This window comes from Pseudomonas sp. GL_103, from assembly GCF_057835175.1.
In genome coordinates this window covers 5,847,647-5,863,999 of record NZ_CM174420.1, presented here as the reverse complement: position 1 = coordinate 5,863,999, position 16,353 = coordinate 5,847,647, and the positions used below count along the sequence as shown (strand labels likewise).

At 60.3% G+C, this 16,353-nt stretch carries 15 protein-coding genes; 10 read left to right on the top strand and 5 right to left on the bottom strand.

The features are described from left to right. Positions 1–91: 91 nt before the first annotated feature. From ligB to AC3IP0_RS26450, 3 genes are all read right to left on the bottom strand, one after another. Positions 92–1,771, bottom strand: coding sequence for an NAD-dependent DNA ligase LigB (ligB, locus tag AC3IP0_RS26460; RefSeq protein ID WP_489317515.1), 1,680 nt, complete (start codon positions 1,769–1,771; stop codon positions 92–94). A gap of 208 nt (positions 1,772–1,979) precedes the next feature. Beyond that, on the bottom strand, positions 1,980–3,170 hold the full coding sequence (gene metK, locus AC3IP0_RS26455) for a methionine adenosyltransferase (RefSeq protein WP_008050251.1): 1,191 nt from the start codon (positions 3,168–3,170) through the stop codon (positions 1,980–1,982). An 18-nt stretch (positions 3,171–3,188) separates the two neighbouring features. After that, positions 3,189–4,184: an ArsR/SmtB family transcription factor gene (locus tag AC3IP0_RS26450; RefSeq protein WP_046039312.1), complete on the bottom strand. Its 996-nt coding sequence runs from the start codon at positions 4,182–4,184 to the stop codon at positions 3,189–3,191. Positions 4,185–4,445: 261 nt separating this feature from the next. Here AC3IP0_RS26450 and tkt point away from each other — a divergent pair, with 261 nt between their 5' ends. From tkt to fba, 6 genes are all read left to right on the top strand, one after another. After that, on the top strand, positions 4,446–6,443 hold the full coding sequence (tkt, locus tag AC3IP0_RS26445; protein WP_489317514.1) for a transketolase: 1,998 nt from the start codon (positions 4,446–4,448) through the stop codon (positions 6,441–6,443). Between the two features lie 181 nt (positions 6,444–6,624). Continuing rightward, positions 6,625–7,677 (top strand): erythrose-4-phosphate dehydrogenase, encoded by a 1,053-nt coding sequence (epd, locus tag AC3IP0_RS26440; RefSeq protein ID WP_008050248.1) that lies wholly within the window; start codon positions 6,625–6,627, stop codon positions 7,675–7,677. 12 nt (positions 7,678–7,689) lie between these two features. Continuing rightward, positions 7,690–8,853 (top strand): phosphoglycerate kinase, encoded by a 1,164-nt coding sequence (locus AC3IP0_RS26435; RefSeq protein WP_489317513.1) that lies wholly within the window; start codon positions 7,690–7,692, stop codon positions 8,851–8,853. A gap of 34 nt (positions 8,854–8,887) precedes the next feature. Beyond that, complete coding sequence (locus AC3IP0_RS26430) at positions 8,888–9,109, top strand: hypothetical protein (protein WP_223460491.1); 222 nt, start codon at positions 8,888–8,890, stop codon at positions 9,107–9,109. A gap of 56 nt (positions 9,110–9,165) precedes the next feature. Beyond that, complete coding sequence (locus tag AC3IP0_RS26425) at positions 9,166–9,507, top strand: MliC family protein (RefSeq protein ID WP_414913444.1); 342 nt, start codon at positions 9,166–9,168, stop codon at positions 9,505–9,507. 119 nt (positions 9,508–9,626) lie between these two features. Further along, a complete protein-coding gene (fba, locus tag AC3IP0_RS26420; RefSeq protein WP_007981624.1) occupies positions 9,627–10,691 on the top strand; it encodes a class II fructose-bisphosphate aldolase in 1,065 nt (354 codons plus the stop codon). A gap of 100 nt (positions 10,692–10,791) precedes the next feature. On the opposite strand, the gene AC3IP0_RS26415 is transcribed toward fba, so the two are convergent. Next, positions 10,792–11,460 (bottom strand): polysaccharide lyase family 7 protein, encoded by a 669-nt coding sequence (locus AC3IP0_RS26415; RefSeq protein ID WP_489317511.1) that lies wholly within the window; start codon positions 11,458–11,460, stop codon positions 10,792–10,794. A 322-nt stretch (positions 11,461–11,782) separates the two neighbouring features. Between AC3IP0_RS26415 and AC3IP0_RS26410 the strand changes: the two genes are divergently transcribed. Genes AC3IP0_RS26410 through AC3IP0_RS26400 form a run of 3 tightly spaced genes read left to right on the top strand, consistent with a single transcriptional unit; the run spans position 11,783 to position 14,774 of the window. Next, positions 11,783–13,906 (top strand): putative bifunctional diguanylate cyclase/phosphodiesterase, encoded by a 2,124-nt coding sequence (locus AC3IP0_RS26410; RefSeq protein ID WP_489317510.1) that lies wholly within the window; start codon positions 11,783–11,785, stop codon positions 13,904–13,906. Between the two features lie 45 nt (positions 13,907–13,951). After that, positions 13,952–14,440 carry a YgjP-like metallopeptidase domain-containing protein gene (locus AC3IP0_RS26405; protein WP_102699232.1) on the top strand — a complete coding sequence of 163 codons (489 nt, stop codon included), beginning with the start codon at positions 13,952–13,954 and terminating at the stop codon, positions 14,438–14,440. A 37-nt stretch (positions 14,441–14,477) separates the two neighbouring features. Next, positions 14,478–14,774: a winged helix-turn-helix domain-containing protein gene (locus tag AC3IP0_RS26400; RefSeq protein ID WP_102672284.1), complete on the top strand. Its 297-nt coding sequence runs from the start codon at positions 14,478–14,480 to the stop codon at positions 14,772–14,774. 108 nt (positions 14,775–14,882) lie between these two features. Here the strand turns inward: AC3IP0_RS26400 and AC3IP0_RS26395 are convergent, their stop codons facing one another. After that, positions 14,883–15,335, bottom strand: coding sequence for a GNAT family N-acetyltransferase (locus AC3IP0_RS26395; RefSeq protein WP_489326239.1), 453 nt, complete (start codon positions 15,333–15,335; stop codon positions 14,883–14,885). Between the two features lie 258 nt (positions 15,336–15,593). Here AC3IP0_RS26395 and AC3IP0_RS26390 point away from each other — a divergent pair, with 258 nt between their 5' ends. After that, complete coding sequence (locus AC3IP0_RS26390; protein ID WP_489317508.1) at positions 15,594–16,331, top strand: substrate-binding periplasmic protein; 738 nt, start codon at positions 15,594–15,596, stop codon at positions 16,329–16,331. Positions 16,332–16,353 lie beyond the last annotated feature (22 nt).

Below are 16,353 nucleotides of genomic sequence, written 5' to 3'. Positions count from 1 at the left end.
CTCCATGTAGGAAAGCAAGCAGGCCGGTGTGGCAATGGCTTGTTGGAGCCCAGCGGTCCCCTGGGGTTCCCGGTGGGCACAGGGCCAACAGCTAAAAGCCGTCAATCCCCGCATCACGTAACGTTTCACTCAAGGCCAGGACCTGCGGGTCGCGGAAAAAAGCGCTCAGTTGCGCCGCGCGCCCTGGCCCGATATCGGCCTCGGCCCGCCATCGTTCGATGTCGCGCTGGGCCAGTACCTGCCATGAATCGCCGAGATGCGCCTGGCCTGTCGGCGGCAATCCCAAGGCTTTGAGCCAGTGTACGAACGGGCGTTGCCGGGCCTGGTTGAAGCTGTCCGCAAGGCGAACCGCGCTGCGCTCGCCGAAACCGTCAATGGTAGCAAGCTCTTGGGCATCGAGGGTCAACCAATCCAGCAGACTGTTCAGGCGACCTGTTGCAAGAAGTTTTTCCCACGTCCCCGGACCCACATTGGGCAGCGCCAGGCTCTGTTTGCTGCTGAGCCAGGTCAGGCGCGCGAGAAACTGGCTCTCACACCCCGGAGTCGGTTGCCAGCAACTCAATGAATGAAAATCCTCTGCCAGCGGCACGTTCAATTCGACGCGTTCGCTGCTGCGCAGTACAACGCTATCGAGTCTGGGAATGGTCAGCCCGGCCAGGCTGATGGCGACCTGGTCACCCGGGCGTATGTCCAGCGCCTGCCAGCGTTGCAACGAGCCGACGCTGACGTGTTTGATCTGCCGGTCATCGAGCTGCACCGGGGTCAGTTCAAGTACCGGAGTGATCCGCCCGGTCCGGCCGATCCTGAAGTGAACCTGGCGGACTTCGGCCAGTGCCTGGGCGAAGGGGTATTTCCAGGCGATGGCCCAGTAGGGTGACCTGGCCTGCCAGCGTTCGGCGGCCGGGCGCTGGTTCTGGCGCAGGACGATGCCGTCGCTGGCAAAGGGCAAGGCAGAGCGATACCAGTGCTCGCGCCAGCGTTCGGCATCGACGACGGAGGTAATGGGCTGGCTGTATGCCGTGGTACTCGGGAAGCCCAGTGCAGTCAGCGCCGCAGCACGCTCGGGCACGCTCGCCGGCCCTTGGGGCCAGTCCCAGACAAACAAGTCGATGTTGGCGGCCTGTTTGGCGCTCAAGACCTTGCGTGCCATCAGGCCGGCCACCGAGCCACGAGCATTGAGGCTACCGGCCCGGGCCTGCACGTGATCGGTCAGGCGCCAATACAGTTCACCTTGCACGATCAAGTCCCGGGCCTGCGATAGGCGTTGCGGGATGGCCGGAATCTGCCGCGCAGGAGCCGTCCAGTCCTGGCCGCTCTTGCCGTCGCCGCGGCTGATTGCCTGGGCCAACAGACCGCTGCGATAAACCAGGGTCACCGCCACGCCATCGATTTTAGGCTGGACCCAGACGCCCACCCGGTCACGCAGCCATTTTTCCACGGCGGGCTGATCGTGCAGTTTGTCCAGGCCGGTGTGGGCGATGGGGTGAGGCAGCGTGCCGCGTGCAGTGCGCAAGGGGTCTGCGGACGGGCTCAGGTTGAAGCATTGGCGCCATTGGGTCAGTTGCGCGCGGGACTGGTCGTAGAGTTCATCGGCGACCAGTGATCGTCCCTGACGGTGATAGCTGTCGTCCCAGAAGTCGATTTGTTGTTGCAGTTTGCCGACTTCGTTCTGGGCGCGTTCGGATGGCCAGTCAGGGCACTCGGCGGCACTGGCGGTCAGGTGGGCAAGGGTTAGTAGAAAGGCGAAAAACAGGCGCAGGTCGGGAAGCATCTTGAGCGTCCTTGCTCGGTGAGGTGCGTGAAGGCTAGGTCAGTATCAGTTGGCATGGCAGTCGGGGGTTTTACCGAGTGTTTCTGGTGCCTGGACTGGCCTCTTCGCGGGCTTGCTCGCGAAGGCTGCGGCGCGGTGTAAAACGAATCCCAATAAAAAGCCCCGCAGGGCGCGAACCGTGCGGGGCTTCGGGTGTTGCGGGGAAACCTTACAGGCCGGCAGCAGAACGCAGGGCGTCGGCGCGGTCGGTTTTTTCCCAGGTGAACGTGGTGAAAGTGTCGTCACCAACGGTCTTGGTCGCCGGGGTGCGACCGAAGTGGCCGTACGCAGCGGTTTCCTGGTACATCGGGTGCAGCAGGTCGAGCATGGTGGTGATCGCGTATGGACGCAGGTCGAACACTTCGCGGACCAGTTTGACGATCTTGTCATCGCTGATCTTGCCGGTACCGAAGGTGTTCAGCGAGATCGAAGTCGGCTGGGCAACACCGATGGCGTAGGAAACCTGGATCTCGCAACGTTCGGCCAGGCCAGCGGCAACGATGTTCTTGGCCACGTAACGACCGGCGTAGGCTGCCGAACGGTCAACCTTCGATGGATCCTTGCCGGAGAACGCGCCACCGCCGTGACGGGCCATGCCGCCGTAGCTGTCGACGATGATCTTGCGACCGGTCAGGCCGCAGTCACCCACCGGGCCGCCAATGATGAACTGGCCGGTCGGGTTGATGTGGAACTGGGTGTCCTTGCTCAGCAGTTCGGCAGGCAGTACGTGCTTGACGATCAGCTCCATCACGCCTTCGCGCAGGTCGTTGTACGACACTTCCGGGTTGTGCTGGGTCGACAGAACGACGGCGTCGATACCGACAACCTTGCCGTTTTCGTAACGGCAGGTCACTTGCGACTTGGCGTCCGGACGCAGCCACGGCAGCAGGCCGGATTTACGAGCTTCAGCCTGGCGCTGCACCAGTTGGTGCGAGAAGGTGATCGGTGCAGGCATCAGCACGTCGGTTTCATTGCTGGCGTAGCCGAACATCAGGCCCTGGTCGCCGGCGCCCTGATCTTCAGGCTTGGCACGGTCGACACCCTGGTTGATGTCAGGGGACTGCTTGCCGATGATGTTCATCACGCCGCAGGTCGCGCCGTCGAAGCCGACGTCGGAGCTGGTGTAGCCGATGTTGGTGATCACGTCACGAACGATCTGCTCCAGGTCAACCCAGGCGGAGGTGGTGACTTCGCCGGCGATGATCGCCACGCCCGTTTTCACCAGAGTCTCGCAAGCCACACGGGCGAACTTGTCTTCAGCAATGATGGCGTCCAGCACCGCATCAGAAATCTGGTCGGCGATTTTGTCCGGATGCCCTTCAGACACGGACTCGGAGGTGAAAAGGGAGTATTCGCTCATCTCGATGTTTTCCTGAAATTACCGATGGTGAGTGTCGCCAGCCGGTCGCTGAAAATGGCGGACCTGGATCTGGAAACCATTACGTAAGCCTACATAGAGGCTTTCCCCGGGAACGAGTCCCGCAGCGGTGGCCCAACGGGCCAGATCGTCCTGTTCAAACCCCAGCCAGAGATCACCGCAGGCCTCCTTGGCCCAACTCTGGTTGTGGCTACATAACTCTGTCACTAACAGGCTACCGCCTGGTTGCAGCAAATTGGCCATGTGCTTGAGCGCATCGGCCGGCGCGGCAAAATGGTGCAGCACCATGTTCAGTACGACGCAATCGGCCTTGAGGCTGACGCCGTTCAATGCATCGGCCAATTGCAGGCTGACGTTAGTCAGCTTGTCGCGTTCGCAGACCTGGCGCGCCAGCTCGAGCATCGCGCTGCTGTTATCCAGCGCCGTGACTTGCGCGAAGCGGCGCGCCAGTTCCGGCAGGAATGCGCCATCGCCGGGGCCGACTTCAATGGCCGTGGCGTCTTTGTCGAAGCTCAGCTTGTCGAGCAGGGCCACCACGCTTTCGCGGTATTGCGGCAGGCCGGCGATCAAGTCTTGCTGGGCGCGAAACTTCTCCGCCACCCGTGAGAAAAAATCCTGGCTGGCGGCCGCCCGTTGTCCATGGACCTGAGTGATGCGCGACTGTACGTCGGTCGGCAGCGTCAGGTTGTCCACTTCTTCGAGCAGGGCTGCGTGCAGTTTGCCGCCCAGCAGTTCGGTGTGGGGCAGGGCGCGACGGTAGAAAATCGCGTTGCCTTCGCGGCGCGTCGCCACCAGGTCCGCCTGGGCCAGTACCTTGAGGTGGTGGCTCATGCCTGACTGGCCGATGCCGAAGATCTGCGCCAGTTCCAGCACACCGAACGAATCGTTGGCCAGTGCGCGCAAAACATTCAAACGCAGGGGATCGCCGCCAGCCTTGCACAAGGCTGCCAGCTCATCGCAATCGTCATGTTGAATGGAGGGCACGCGTAAATTCATAAGGCCGGCAGTCTAGTCATGGGTCGAAGGTATCGCAAGAGCAATATCAAAAAGTTTTGATATTGCTCGATAGATGGCACTTCCGGACGTTAGCTTCAGTCAACAAACGGACGGCGGAAGGGTTTCACCAGGCGAATACGTCGTTATCCATTGGAAAAACGCCTTCAGATGACTATCTGTCATTGCCCCGAGGCGGCCCGGTGAGGGAAAATGCTCGCCTTTTTTCCGTTTCGTTTTATTCAAGCCCCCAGGAGAACAGCGATGCCTAGCCGTCGTGAGCGTGCCAACGCCATTCGTGCCCTCAGCATGGATGCCGTGCAAAAAGCCAACAGCGGCCATCCCGGTGCCCCGATGGGTATGGCAGATATCGCCGAAGTACTTTGGCGCGACTACCTCAAGCACAACCCGAGCAATCCATCGTTCGCCGACCGTGACCGCTTCGTGCTGTCCAACGGCCATGGCTCGATGCTGATCTACTCGCTGCTGCACCTGACCGGCTACGACCTGTCGATCGATGACCTGAAGCAGTTCCGTCAACTGCACAGCCGTACCCCGGGCCACCCGGAACTCGGCTACACCCCGGGTGTAGAAACCACCACCGGTCCACTGGGCCAAGGCCTGGCAAACGCCGTGGGTTTTGCCCTGGCTGAAAAAGTCATGGCGGCGCAGTTCAACCGTCCTGGCCACAACATCGTCGATCACCACACCTATGTGTTCCTGGGTGATGGCTGCATGATGGAAGGCATTTCCCACGAAGTCGCTTCCCTGGCCGGTACCTTGGGCCTGGGCAAGCTGATCGCCTTCTACGATGACAACGGCATCTCCATCGATGGCGAAGTCGAAGGCTGGTTCACCGACGACACCCCGAAGCGTTTTGAGTCCTACAACTGGCAAGTGATCCGCAACGTCGACGGTCATGACCCGGAAGAGATCAAGACGGCCATCGATACTGCGCGCAAAAGCGATCAGCCAACCCTGATCTGCTGCAAGACCACCATCGGCTTCGGTTCGCCGAACAAGCAAGGCAAGGAAGATTGCCACGGCGCCCCACTGGGTGACGCGGAAATCGCCCTGACCCGTGCGGCGCTGAAATGGAATCACGGCCCGTTCGAAATCCCGGCCGATATCTACGCCGAGTGGGACGCCAAGGAAGCCGGTCGCGCCGTGGAAGCCGAGTGGGATCAGCGTTTCGCGGCCTACTCCGCCGCGTTCCCGACTGAAGCCAGCGAACTGGTACGTCGTCTGAGCGGCGATCTGCCAGCTGATTTCAGCGAAAAAGCCTCGGCCTACATCGCCGAAGTGGCCGCCAAGGGCGAATCCATCGCCAGCCGTAAAGCCAGCCAGAATGCCCTGAACGCGTTCGGCCCGTTGCTGCCTGAGTTCCTCGGCGGTTCGGCTGACCTGGCCGGTTCCAACCTGACCCTGTGGAAAGGTTGCAAAGGCGTCACCGCCGAAGACGCCAGCGGCAACTACATGTACTACGGCGTGCGCGAGTTCGGCATGACCGCGATCATGAACGGCGTCGCCCTGCACGGCGGCCTGGTGCCTTACGGCGCGACCTTCCTGATGTTCATGGAATACGCGCGCAACGCGGTGCGCATGTCGGCCCTGATGAAGCAACGTGTGATCCACGTCTACACCCACGACTCCATCGGTCTGGGCGAAGACGGCCCGACTCACCAGCCAATCGAGCAACTGGCCAGCCTGCGCTGCACGCCGAATCTCGACACCTGGCGCCCAGCCGACGCTGTTGAATCGGCAGTGAGCTGGAAGTACGCACTGGAGCGCAAGGACGGTCCTTCGGCCCTGATCTTCTCGCGCCAAAACCTGCAGCACCAAACCCGTGATGCCGGCCAGATCGCCGACATCAGCCGTGGTGGCTACGTGCTGAAAGACTGCGCGGGCGAGCCTGAGCTGATCCTGATCGCCACCGGTTCGGAAGTCGGCCTGGCTGTTCAAGCCTTCGACAAACTGACCGAGCAAGGCCGCAAGGTTCGCGTGGTTTCCATGCCGTGCACCAGCGTGTTCGATGCCCAGGAAGCCGGCTACAAGCAATCGGTCCTGCCGTTGCAGGTCAGCGCCCGTATCGCCATCGAGGCTTCCCATGCGGACTATTGGTACAAGTACGTGGGCCTGGAAGGCCGCGTGATCGGCATGACCACCTACGGCGAGTCGGCGCCTGCGTCTGCGTTGTTCGAGGAGTTCGGCTTCACCCTGGAAAACATCCTGGGTCAGGCTGAAGAGCTGCTGGAAGACTAAACACGACGCGGTGGTTTCACGACCACCGCGGTCCCTTGTAGGAGCTGCCGGAGGCTGCGATCTTTTGATCTTGATCTTCAAAACCAAGATCAAAAGATCGCAGCCTCGTTTCACTCGACAGCTCCTACAGGGTTTGCGTTGTTAACTAGATTTCGATCTGCCTGCGTCTATCGAGAACCCCATGCCTCAACCGCGTCCCTACAAAGTTGCACTCAACGGCTACGGCCGGATTGGTCGTTGCGTCTTGCGTGCGTTGTTCGAGCGAGGCGAGAAGGCCGGGTTCGAGATTGTCGCGATCAACGATCTGGCGGACATGGCCAGCATCGAATACCTGACACGCTTCGACTCCACCCATGGCCGGTTCCCCGGCGAAGTGAAGGTCGACGGCGATTGTCTGCATATCAATGGCGACTGCGTGAAGGTTCTGCGCAGTGCCACCCCCGAAGGCATCGATTGGGCGTCCCTGGGCGTCGATCTGGTGCTGGAGTGCTCCGGCGCTTATCACACGCGCGAAGATGGCCAGCGTTTCCTCGACGCCGGCGCCCCGCGTGTGCTGTTTTCCCAGCCGATGGCCAGCGAGACGGACGTCGACGCCACCATCGTCTACGGCGTGAACCAGGATTGCTTGACCGGCGACGAACTGCTGGTGTCCAACGCGTCCTGCACCACCAACTGCGGCGTGCCGCTGTTGCGCCTGCTGAATCAGGCCATTGGCCTGGACTACGTATCGATCACCACCATTCACTCGGCCATGAACGATCAGCCGGTCATCGATGCCTATCACCACGAAGACCTGCGCCGTACCCGTTCGGCGTTCCAGTCGGTGATTCCGGTGTCCACCGGTCTGGCGCGAGGTATCGAACGCCTGCTGCCGGAACTTGCTGGCCGAATTCAGGCCAAAGCCGTGCGGGTGCCGACGGTCAACGTGTCCTGCCTCGATATCACGATGCAGACCGCCACTGCGACCGACGCCACCGAGGTCAACCGGATCCTGCGCGAAGCCGCCACCAGCGGCCCGCTCAAAGGCCTGCTGGCCTACACCGAGCTACCCCACGCAAGCTGTGATTTCAACCATGACCCACATTCGGCGATCGTCGATGCCAGTCAGACCCGCGTTTCCGGCCCACGGCTGGTGAACATCCTGGCCTGGTTCGACAACGAATGGGGTTTTGCCAACCGAATGCTGGACGTTGCAGAACACTATCTGCAAACAGCAACTTCAAAAAAACCGTAGGAAGTGCGACCCATGACCGTGTTGAAGATGTCCGACCTCGATCTGCAAGGTAAGCGCGTATTGATCCGCGAAGACCTCAACGTCCCAGTCAAGGACGGTGTTGTCACCAGCGATGCGCGTATCCTGGCCTCGCTGCCGACCATCAAGCTGGCCCTGGAAAAAGGCGCGGCCGTGATGGTCTGCTCGCACCTTGGCCGTCCGACCGAAGGCGAGTTCTCGGCCGAGAACAGCCTCAAGCCAGTCGCTGACTACCTGAGCAAGGCCTTGGGTCGCGAAGTGCCACTGGTAGCTGACTACCTGAACGGCGTCGACGTGAAAGCCGGCGACATCGTGCTGTTCGAAAACGTGCGCTTCAACAAGGGCGAGAAAAAGAACGCCGACGAACTGGCCCAGCAATACGCTGCCCTGTGCGACGTGTTCGTGATGGACGCCTTCGGCACCGCTCACCGTGCCGAGGGTTCGACCCACGGCGTGGCCAAGTTCGCCAAAGTCGCTGCTGCCGGCCCGCTGCTGGCCGCTGAACTGGACGCACTGGGCAAAGCCCTGGGCGCCCCGGCCCAGCCAATGGCGGCCATCGTCGCCGGCTCCAAGGTGTCGACCAAACTCGACGTGCTGAATAGCCTGAGCCAGATCTGCAACCAGTTGATCGTTGGCGGCGGCATCGCCAACACCTTCCTGGCCGCTGCCGGTCACCCGGTCGGTAAATCCCTGTACGAGCCGGACCTGCTGGACACCGCTCGCGCCATCGCCGCCAAGGTCAGCGTGCCGCTGCCGGTTGACGTGGTGGTTGCCAAGGAATTCGCTGAAAGCGCCACCGCGACCGTCAAGCTGATCGCTGACGTGGCTGCCGACGACATGATTCTGGACATCGGCCCGCAGACCGCGGCGAATTTCGCCGAGCTGCTGAAGTCGTCGCAAACCATCCTGTGGAACGGTCCGGTCGGCGTGTTCGAATTCGATCAGTTCGGTAATGGCACCAAGGTGCTGGCCCAGGCCATCGCGGACAGCGCGGCGTTCTCCATCGCTGGTGGCGGCGACACCCTGGCGGCCATCGACAAGTATGGCGTTGCCGAGCAGATCTCCTACATTTCTACCGGCGGCGGCGCGTTCCTCGAATTCGTCGAAGGCAAGGTCCTGCCAGCCGTTGAAGTTCTGGAAAGCCGGGCCAAGGCCTGAGGCTCGCCCGTTTGACCAGGCAGGGAGTGTTGAAATGGTCAAGACGTTAGCGCTGTTGATCGTCGCAGGTTCGCTGGTGGCGTGCGGGAGTAACCCGAAGGCCACCCCGGAATCTGCGCCGTCCGAGTCGGACAAAGGCTGCTACCAGGCTGACTGGCAGGCGGAAACCAACCCGGTGCTCAACAAGCGTTCCGGGCCGGAAGGCCTGGACAAATACGAGACCCAGGCACCCGCCAAGGAACATGGCTGCCCTTGACGGGTCTGACTCATTACTCAGGGCTGGCAGCGTGCGCCGTCAGTCGAGGGACACGGATGAAAGGTTTTATCGCCGTTGCGGCGCTGACGTTGTTGGCCGGTTGTGCTCAGTTCAATCAGTTGAACCCGTTCCAGTCGTCCGCGCCTGTGGATAACTGGACCACCTGGACCTGCGACAGCCAGGCCAAAGTGCTGTGGCGCTACACCGACGACAGCCGCAGGGAAGTCGACGTGCGCCTGGGCGGTGCCGATCAGGTCTACCGCCTGAAGCAGGAGCCGGGTGCGTCGGGTTCGCTGTACAGCAATGACATGCTGGCGTTTCACATAAAAGGTGAGGAAGGCCTGGTTTACTGGGTCGCCACCAATGATTTGATCGGCCGTGGCTGCAAGGCCGAGTAAAACGAAGAACACCGAATCCGCAGTCCGGGCCAACCCCCGATCTGCAAAAACTTGAATAGCCGCCGCCGCTCCGGCAGGCTGGCACGATTAACGACCCTCAACCGGGAGAGATACACACAATGGCACTTATCAGCATGCGCCAGATGCTGGACCACGCAGCCGAGTTCGGCTACGGCGTTCCAGCCTTCAACGTCAACAACCTTGAGCAGATGCGCGCCATCATGGAAGCCGCTGACAAGACTGACTCCCCGGTGATCGTCCAGGCTTCGGCCGGCGCCCGTAAATACGCTGGCGCGCCATTCCTGCGTCACCTGATCCTGGCCGCGATCGAAGAGTTCCCGCACATCCCGGTGTGCATGCACCAGGACCACGGCACCAGCCCTGACGTCTGCCAGCGCTCCATCCAACTGGGCTTCAGCTCGGTCATGATGGACGGTTCCCTGGGCGAAGACGGCAAGACCCCGACCGACTACGACTACAACGTGCGTGTGACCCAACAGACCGTGGCCATGGCTCACGCCTGCGGCGTTTCGGTAGAAGGCGAGCTGGGCTGCCTGGGTTCGCTGGAAACCGGTATGGCCGGTGAAGAAGACGGCATCGGCGCCGAAGGCGTTCTGGATCATAGCCAGATGCTGACCGACCCGGAAGAAGCCGCTGACTTCGTAAAACGCACTCAGGTGGATGCCCTGGCCATCGCCATCGGCACCAGCCACGGCGCCTACAAGTTCACCAAGCCGCCTACCGGCGACGTGTTGGCGATCGACCGTATCAAAGAGATCCACAAGCGCATTCCGAACACTCACCTGGTGATGCACGGTTCGTCTTCGGTTCCGCAAGAGTGGCTGGCGATCATCAACCAGTACGGCGGCGACATCAAGGAAACCTACGGCGTACCGGTTGAAGAAATCGTCGAAGGCATCAAGCACGGCGTGCGCAAGGTCAACATCGACACCGACCTGCGCCTGGCATCCACTGGCGCCATGCGTCGCCTGATGGCCACCAACCCGAGCGAGTTCGACCCACGTAAATTCTTCGGCGCCACCGTCACCGCAATGCGTGATGTGTGTATCGCTCGCTACGAAGCCTTCGGCACTGCCGGCAACGCTTCGAAGATCAAGGCGATCTCGCTGGAAGGCATGTATCAGCGTTACCTGAAAGGTGAGTTGAACGCCAAGGTCAACTAAGTCTGAGCGTTAAGCTGCCTTGATGAAAAACCCGCCGAGAGGCGGGTTTTTTATGGGCGAGAGAAATGTATGACACGGGCTTTTGTGACGAGGGTTCGGGCTATTGATTGTGATCGATATCCAGCTTGCTAAATGTCACTTTCCCGCCTTCAGTGGTGTACCCGGTATTGTCCTGCACATAGACCCCGGCCTTGAAGTACAGCGGCTTTTCGCGCCAGGTTGTGCTGATTTGCGTATCCCATTGATAACCTGCCGCGCTGATGCCCAGGGCGCCACCGGGGCTGAGGTGAATGAGGTAGTTGAACTCCTGGTCGAGTTTCACCCCCGTCGCAACGATGATCACCCGGCTTGTATCGTCATAGGGATGCATCCGGACCTTGGCGACGATATTGCCGGTGCCTGTACTGGTTTTGTATTGGTATTCGACCTTCACCAGAGGTTTCTGGCTTTGAAAGGCATGGATCTGGCCGATGACGATCTTCCCGGAACTCGGCACCTGGTTCACTGCCAGAGTGGCATACAACAAATTGTCGGCCTCCGGGTAATACCAGTTTTTCAACGTGCCGTTGCTGTAGGTTTCACGCAATTCGGTGCGCGGATAAATCGCGTTTTCGGTACGGGAACCGGTCACGGGCGTCCAGAAAAACAATGTGCCGGTGTCTGAATGGAAGTATTGATCCTTGAAACCATCCACCAGTTTGGCGGTTTCGACGGTGTACGGCGGGCTGCCGACGGGGACGCTGAGGTTCCAGGTTGCAAGATCGATCATGTCGGTTCTTCCACTTGATTCATGCTGCACGGACGTGCCAGAAGCTCTAGACCGCACCTTTTGGGCGGCCTTTATAAGCGTAGCGGGTGATTTTGTTAATGCCCGCCTGACGGGTGGTTGACGTCAACATCCTGTCGAAATGTCATCTTCCGGGTTTTCATCGGACTGAGCATTCGACCGTTAGTCGGTAAAAAGACACAATGATTAAATGATGGCTCACTGACACCTTCTGCTTTCGCAGAACCGGGTCTAGAGTGAAGGCACAGTATTTGTCCGGTTTTCACGAGAAACCGGCCTGACACCCCGCAATTAGAGAAGCAGCATGGAATGCGCGCAACCCACGCCAGTAGAAGGCGGCTCAACCCTTTTAGTCGTCGACGATTACCCTGAAAACCTGATCAGCATGCGCGCGTTGTTACAGCGCCAGGGCTGGCGGGTCATTACTGCCACCTCGGGTTTCGAAGCCCTCGGCTTGTTGCTTGAACACGATATCGATCTGGTGCTGCTGGACGTGCAGATGCCAGACATGGACGGTTATGAAGTGGCGCGCCTGATGCGCGGTAGCCAGCGGACCCGTCTCACGCCGATCATTTTCCTGACCGCCAACGAACAGTCCCAGGACGCCGTGATCAAGGGCTATGCCAGTGGTGCGGTGGATTACCTGTTCAAGCCGTTCGACCCACAGGTCTTCACGCCCAAGGTCCAGGCGTTGCTCGAACACCAGCGTAACCGCCGGGCCCTGCAGCGCCTGAGTCATGATCTGGAAGCCGCTCGTGCCTTTAATGCGTCGGTGCTGGATAACGCCGCCGAAGGCATTCTGGTATTGGGTGAGGACGGCCTGATTCGGTTTGCCAATCCGGCGATGTCACGGTTGCTCAATGCCCCGGTGCAGGAGTTGCAAGGCAAGGAGTTTCTGGACTACCTGCAAAAACCGCATATCCCGATCTGGGCCGATTCCGAGTTGCTGGCCGGATACAAACGCGGCGAAACCTTGCGCCTGCACGATGCCCAGCTACGAACCGCGCCCGGCCAGCAGGTGCCGGTGGCCTTGTCCTGCGCGCCATTGCCCGCCGAGCAACACGCGATGGTCGTGACCGTGCTGGACATGTCGGTGGTGCGCCATCTGCATCAGCAACTGGAATTTCAGGCGGTCACCGATCCGCTGACCGGATTGCTCAACCGCCGGGGGTTCTATCAGACCGTAGAGAACCTGCTGTTGCGCGGTGAGCGTTCCGACAGCTCCTGGGTCTTGATGTACCTGGACCTCGACGGTTTCAAGCGAGTCAATGATTCGCTCGGGCACGATGCCGGCGATCGGGTGCTGCGCTGGGTCTCCGAACAGCTGAAGGCTTGCCTGCGGCCCTTCGACATCCTGGCGCGGATGGGCGGCGACGAATTCACCGCGCTGCTGGATCTGGAGTTCCCCGAGCAGGCGGCGAAGATTGCCGAGAAACTCATCGAGCGAGTGTCGATCTGTCAGCAGATCGACGGCCTCGATATCGCCCTGGGTGCCAGCATCGGCATCGCCACGTTCCCTGAATGTGGCGCCAATCTCGACGGCATGCTGCGGGCGGCCGATATCGCCATGTACGAAGCCAAGCGTGCCGGCCGCCAGCAATATCGCTTCTACGATCACGAAATGAACGGCCGGGCGCGCACGCGGCTGATGCTGGAAGAAAGTGTGCGCACAGCTATAGAAAACCGGGATTTCAATCTGGTGTATCAGCCTCAGGTTGCGATTGCCGACGGGCGGATTCGGGGCTTCGAGGCCTTGTTGCGCTGGCAGCATCCGAGCGTTGGCGATGTCCCTCCGGGACTGTTTTTGCCATTGCTGGAGGAGGCGCGGCTGATCAGTCGCCTGGGCAGCTGGATCTACCATCGCGGCGCCGGGCAACGCAAAGCCTGGGAGTCCCTGTTTGCCGAGGATCTGGTGCTCGGCGTCAGCTTGAGCAGTACGCAGTTCGGCATGGCCAACCTGGTCACCGAGTTGCGCCAGGTGCTGGAGCGCCATGGCCTGCAACCGCGTCATCTGGAAGTCGAGGTCACGGAAGAGGCCTTGATGCACAACCCCGAAGAAACCCGCAAGCAATTGCGCCTGCTGCACAATCTGGGCGTACGCGTGGCATTGGATGACTTCGGGGCCGGACCCTGTTCCCTGACGCACTTGCGCGACCTGGAGCTGGATACCCTCAAGATCGACCGCCATTTGATCGCCCGGTTGCCGGAGTCGGCAAGGGATGCGGCGCTGGCGCGCAGTGTGATCGACCTGTGCAAACAGTTCGGGATGCTGGTGATTGCCGAAGGGGTGGAAACCGTCGCGCAGTATGAATGGCTGCAAGCCAACGGCTGTGAATATGTGCAAGGTTTTCTGGTGGCCCGGCCGCTGATGGCCGAAGACACCGGGGTCTTTGTCCAGCCGTTTGACTGGAGCGCGCTGCCCCGCTGAATTCGCTACACTGGCGATCTTTTAGTGACCTGTATTGCCGCCCCGATGACCGTGTTGAAATATCTCCAGGCTTATCCCGCTACCTTGCAGGATCAGGTGCGCCAGCTGATCGCCGACGGTCGGCTGGGCGATTACCTGAGCCAGCGTTACCCGCAAAAGCACGGGGTGCAGAGCGACAAGGCGCTGTACACCTATGCCCTGGACCTCAAGCAGGAGTACCTGCGCAATGCCCCGGCCATCGACAAGGTGCTGTTCGACAACCGTCTGGACCTGACCCACCGTGCCCTTGGTCTGCACACCACGATTTCCCGGGTGCAGGGCGGCAAGCTCAAGTCCAAGAAGGAAATCCGCATCGCGTCGCTGTTCAAGGAGGCGCCTTGCGAGTTCCTGAAAATGATCGTGGTGCATGAACTGGCGCACTTCAAGGAATCGGACCACAACAAGGCATTCTACAAACTGTGCGAGCACATGCTGCCGGGTTATCACCAGGTGGAATTTGATGTGCGGGTGTACCTGACGTGGCGGGATCTGTAGGCGCTGCCGCAGGCTGCGATCTTATAAGGAGCATCAGATGGACGTGAGCAAGACCAAGAGCAGCTTCTACCGCCGGTTGTACGTGGCGTACCTGATCGACAGCGGGCTGGCCAGCAGCGTCCCGGCGCTGACCGATGTCACCGGCATGCCTCGGCGCACGGCACAGGACACCATCGCGGCGTTGGCGGATCTGGACATAATTTGTGAGTTCGAGCAGGAAGAAGGCGCGCGCAACCATGCGGGGCGCTATCGGATTCGCGAGTGGGGGGCGATTGATCGCGGGTGGATCGAGCGTAATCTGCGGCAGATCAAGGCGGTGCTGGAGTATCCCTGAGATTTTCGGTGCCTGAACCGACGTCATCGCGAGCAGGCTCGCTCCCACAGTTGATTTGAGTTGTGAACATAATCCAGTGTGGGAGCGAGCCTGCTCGCGATGGGTCCTTCAAGGACGACGCATGCCAATGTGTGGAATGCCATCCTCGACAAACTCCTCACCCGTCACGACAAACCCGTACCGCCCGTAATACCCCTGCAAATGCGTCTGGGCCGAGAGGTAGATCGGCGTTTCCGGCCAGCGTTCTTCAATCTGCTTCAATGCCTGCTCCATCAACCCATGTCCAAGCCCGGCGCCTCGTGCGTGTGGGGCAATGATCACCCGACCGATCACTACGTCCCCGCCTTGCAGTTCCGGATCGAGCAGCCGCAGATAGGCCACCAGTTGATTGCTGTCCCAGGCCATCAAGTGACAAGTGTCACCTTCAAGGTCCTGGCCATCCACGTCTTGATAAGCGCATTGCTGCTCGACAACGAACACTTGCGCACGCAACTGCAAAATGGCGTACAGCTGCTCCTTGCCCAGGTCACTGTGGTGTTTGCAGATCCAATCGACTGTCATGTTTTGATTCCCTGAAAACGTCGTTCCGATACTAAGCGCACTCACGCCAGAAGTCTTTATGGCGGAAGAATCTGTGGCAAAGGCCAAAATGCCATCATTCATTTTTCGCGCGGATGTCTTCTTTGTGTAATCTGGCTCGAAGCGCTGTGCTATGGCTTCGATGAGCTAATGTTGAGTACCCGGGTCTTGCCGGTACAGGGGCCTTGGGGTTTTGGCTGAAAACACGTCGGGCAACCCGCCCACTAAGGATTTTCTGGCATGCCGCGATTGCATCGAGCTTTTGCCTTGATTGGATTGCTGTTGCTGGTTCAGGGAGCGGCGGCAGAAAAACTGCGGTTGGTCGCTGATGCCTGGCCACCCTTTACCGATTCCACGCTCGTCAACGGTGGTCTGGCGACGGACATTGTCAGTACCGCGCTCGCCAGGGCTGGCTATGCCAGTGACTTCGAACAGGTGCCCTGGGCACGGGCCTTGATGGGATTGGGCGAGGGCCGATACGACGTGCTGGTCAACGCCTGGTACACCGAGGAACGGACCAGGCTCGGCCAATTTTCCGGCGAGTACCTGCTCAATCGCGTGCGCTTTCTCAAACGCAAGGACGCGCCGATCGAATTCAATAACCTGCAGCAATTGCACACCTATCCGATTGCCGTCGTGCGTGGATACGCGTATTCGCCCCCGTTCGACAACGACGAGTCGTTGCAGAAAATCCCGGTGCACAGTTTCGCCATGGCGGTGCGCATGCTCGCGGCCGACCGGGTCAAGCTGACGCTGGAAGATGAGTTCGTCGCCCGCTACTACCTGGCCCGTGAATCGCCCAAGGTGCGAAACGCCGTGGAGTTCCTGCCCAAGCCATTAAGCGAGAACAGCCTGCATATCATGGTCAGCCTGAAGAATCCCGAGCATGCACGGATCGTCGCCGGCTTCGACCGGGAGATCGCGGCGATGAAGGCGGACGGGAGTTATGACAAGTTGATTAAACAGCACGGGATGTAAGTGCATTGATCCGGATTCTGTA

Excerpts from the sequence above, each read along its gene's own strand:
- tkt (WP_489317514.1), top strand. The coding sequence starts at position 4,446 with ATGCCTAGCCGTCGTGAGCGTGCCAACGCCATTCGTGCCCTCAGCATG.
- fba (WP_007981624.1), top strand. The coding sequence starts at position 9,627 with ATGGCACTTATCAGCATGCGCCAGATGCTGGACCACGCAGCCGAGTTC.
- metK (WP_008050251.1), bottom strand. The coding sequence starts at position 3,170 with ATGAGCGAATACTCCCTTTTCACCTCCGAGTCCGTGTCTGAAGGGCAT.
- epd (WP_008050248.1), top strand. The coding sequence starts at position 6,625 with ATGCCTCAACCGCGTCCCTACAAAGTTGCACTCAACGGCTACGGCCGG.
- AC3IP0_RS26415 (WP_489317511.1), bottom strand. The coding sequence starts at position 11,460 with ATGATCGATCTTGCAACCTGGAACCTCAGCGTCCCCGTCGGCAGCCCG.
- AC3IP0_RS26395 (WP_489326239.1), bottom strand. The coding sequence starts at position 15,335 with ATGACAGTCGATTGGATCTGCAAACACCACAGTGACCTGGGCAAGGAG.
- AC3IP0_RS26410 (WP_489317510.1), top strand. The coding sequence starts at position 11,783 with ATGGAATGCGCGCAACCCACGCCAGTAGAAGGCGGCTCAACCCTTTTA.
- AC3IP0_RS26425 (WP_414913444.1), top strand. The coding sequence starts at position 9,166 with ATGAAAGGTTTTATCGCCGTTGCGGCGCTGACGTTGTTGGCCGGTTGT.
- ligB (WP_489317515.1), bottom strand. The coding sequence starts at position 1,771 with ATGCTTCCCGACCTGCGCCTGTTTTTCGCCTTTCTACTAACCCTTGCC.
- AC3IP0_RS26435 (WP_489317513.1), top strand. The coding sequence starts at position 7,690 with ATGACCGTGTTGAAGATGTCCGACCTCGATCTGCAAGGTAAGCGCGTA.
- AC3IP0_RS26400 (WP_102672284.1), top strand. The coding sequence starts at position 14,478 with ATGGACGTGAGCAAGACCAAGAGCAGCTTCTACCGCCGGTTGTACGTG.
- AC3IP0_RS26430 (WP_223460491.1), top strand. The coding sequence starts at position 8,888 with ATGGTCAAGACGTTAGCGCTGTTGATCGTCGCAGGTTCGCTGGTGGCG.
- AC3IP0_RS26390 (WP_489317508.1), top strand. The coding sequence starts at position 15,594 with ATGCCGCGATTGCATCGAGCTTTTGCCTTGATTGGATTGCTGTTGCTG.
- AC3IP0_RS26450 (WP_046039312.1), bottom strand. The coding sequence starts at position 4,184 with ATGAATTTACGCGTGCCCTCCATTCAACATGACGATTGCGATGAGCTG.
- AC3IP0_RS26405 (WP_102699232.1), top strand. The coding sequence starts at position 13,952 with ATGACCGTGTTGAAATATCTCCAGGCTTATCCCGCTACCTTGCAGGAT.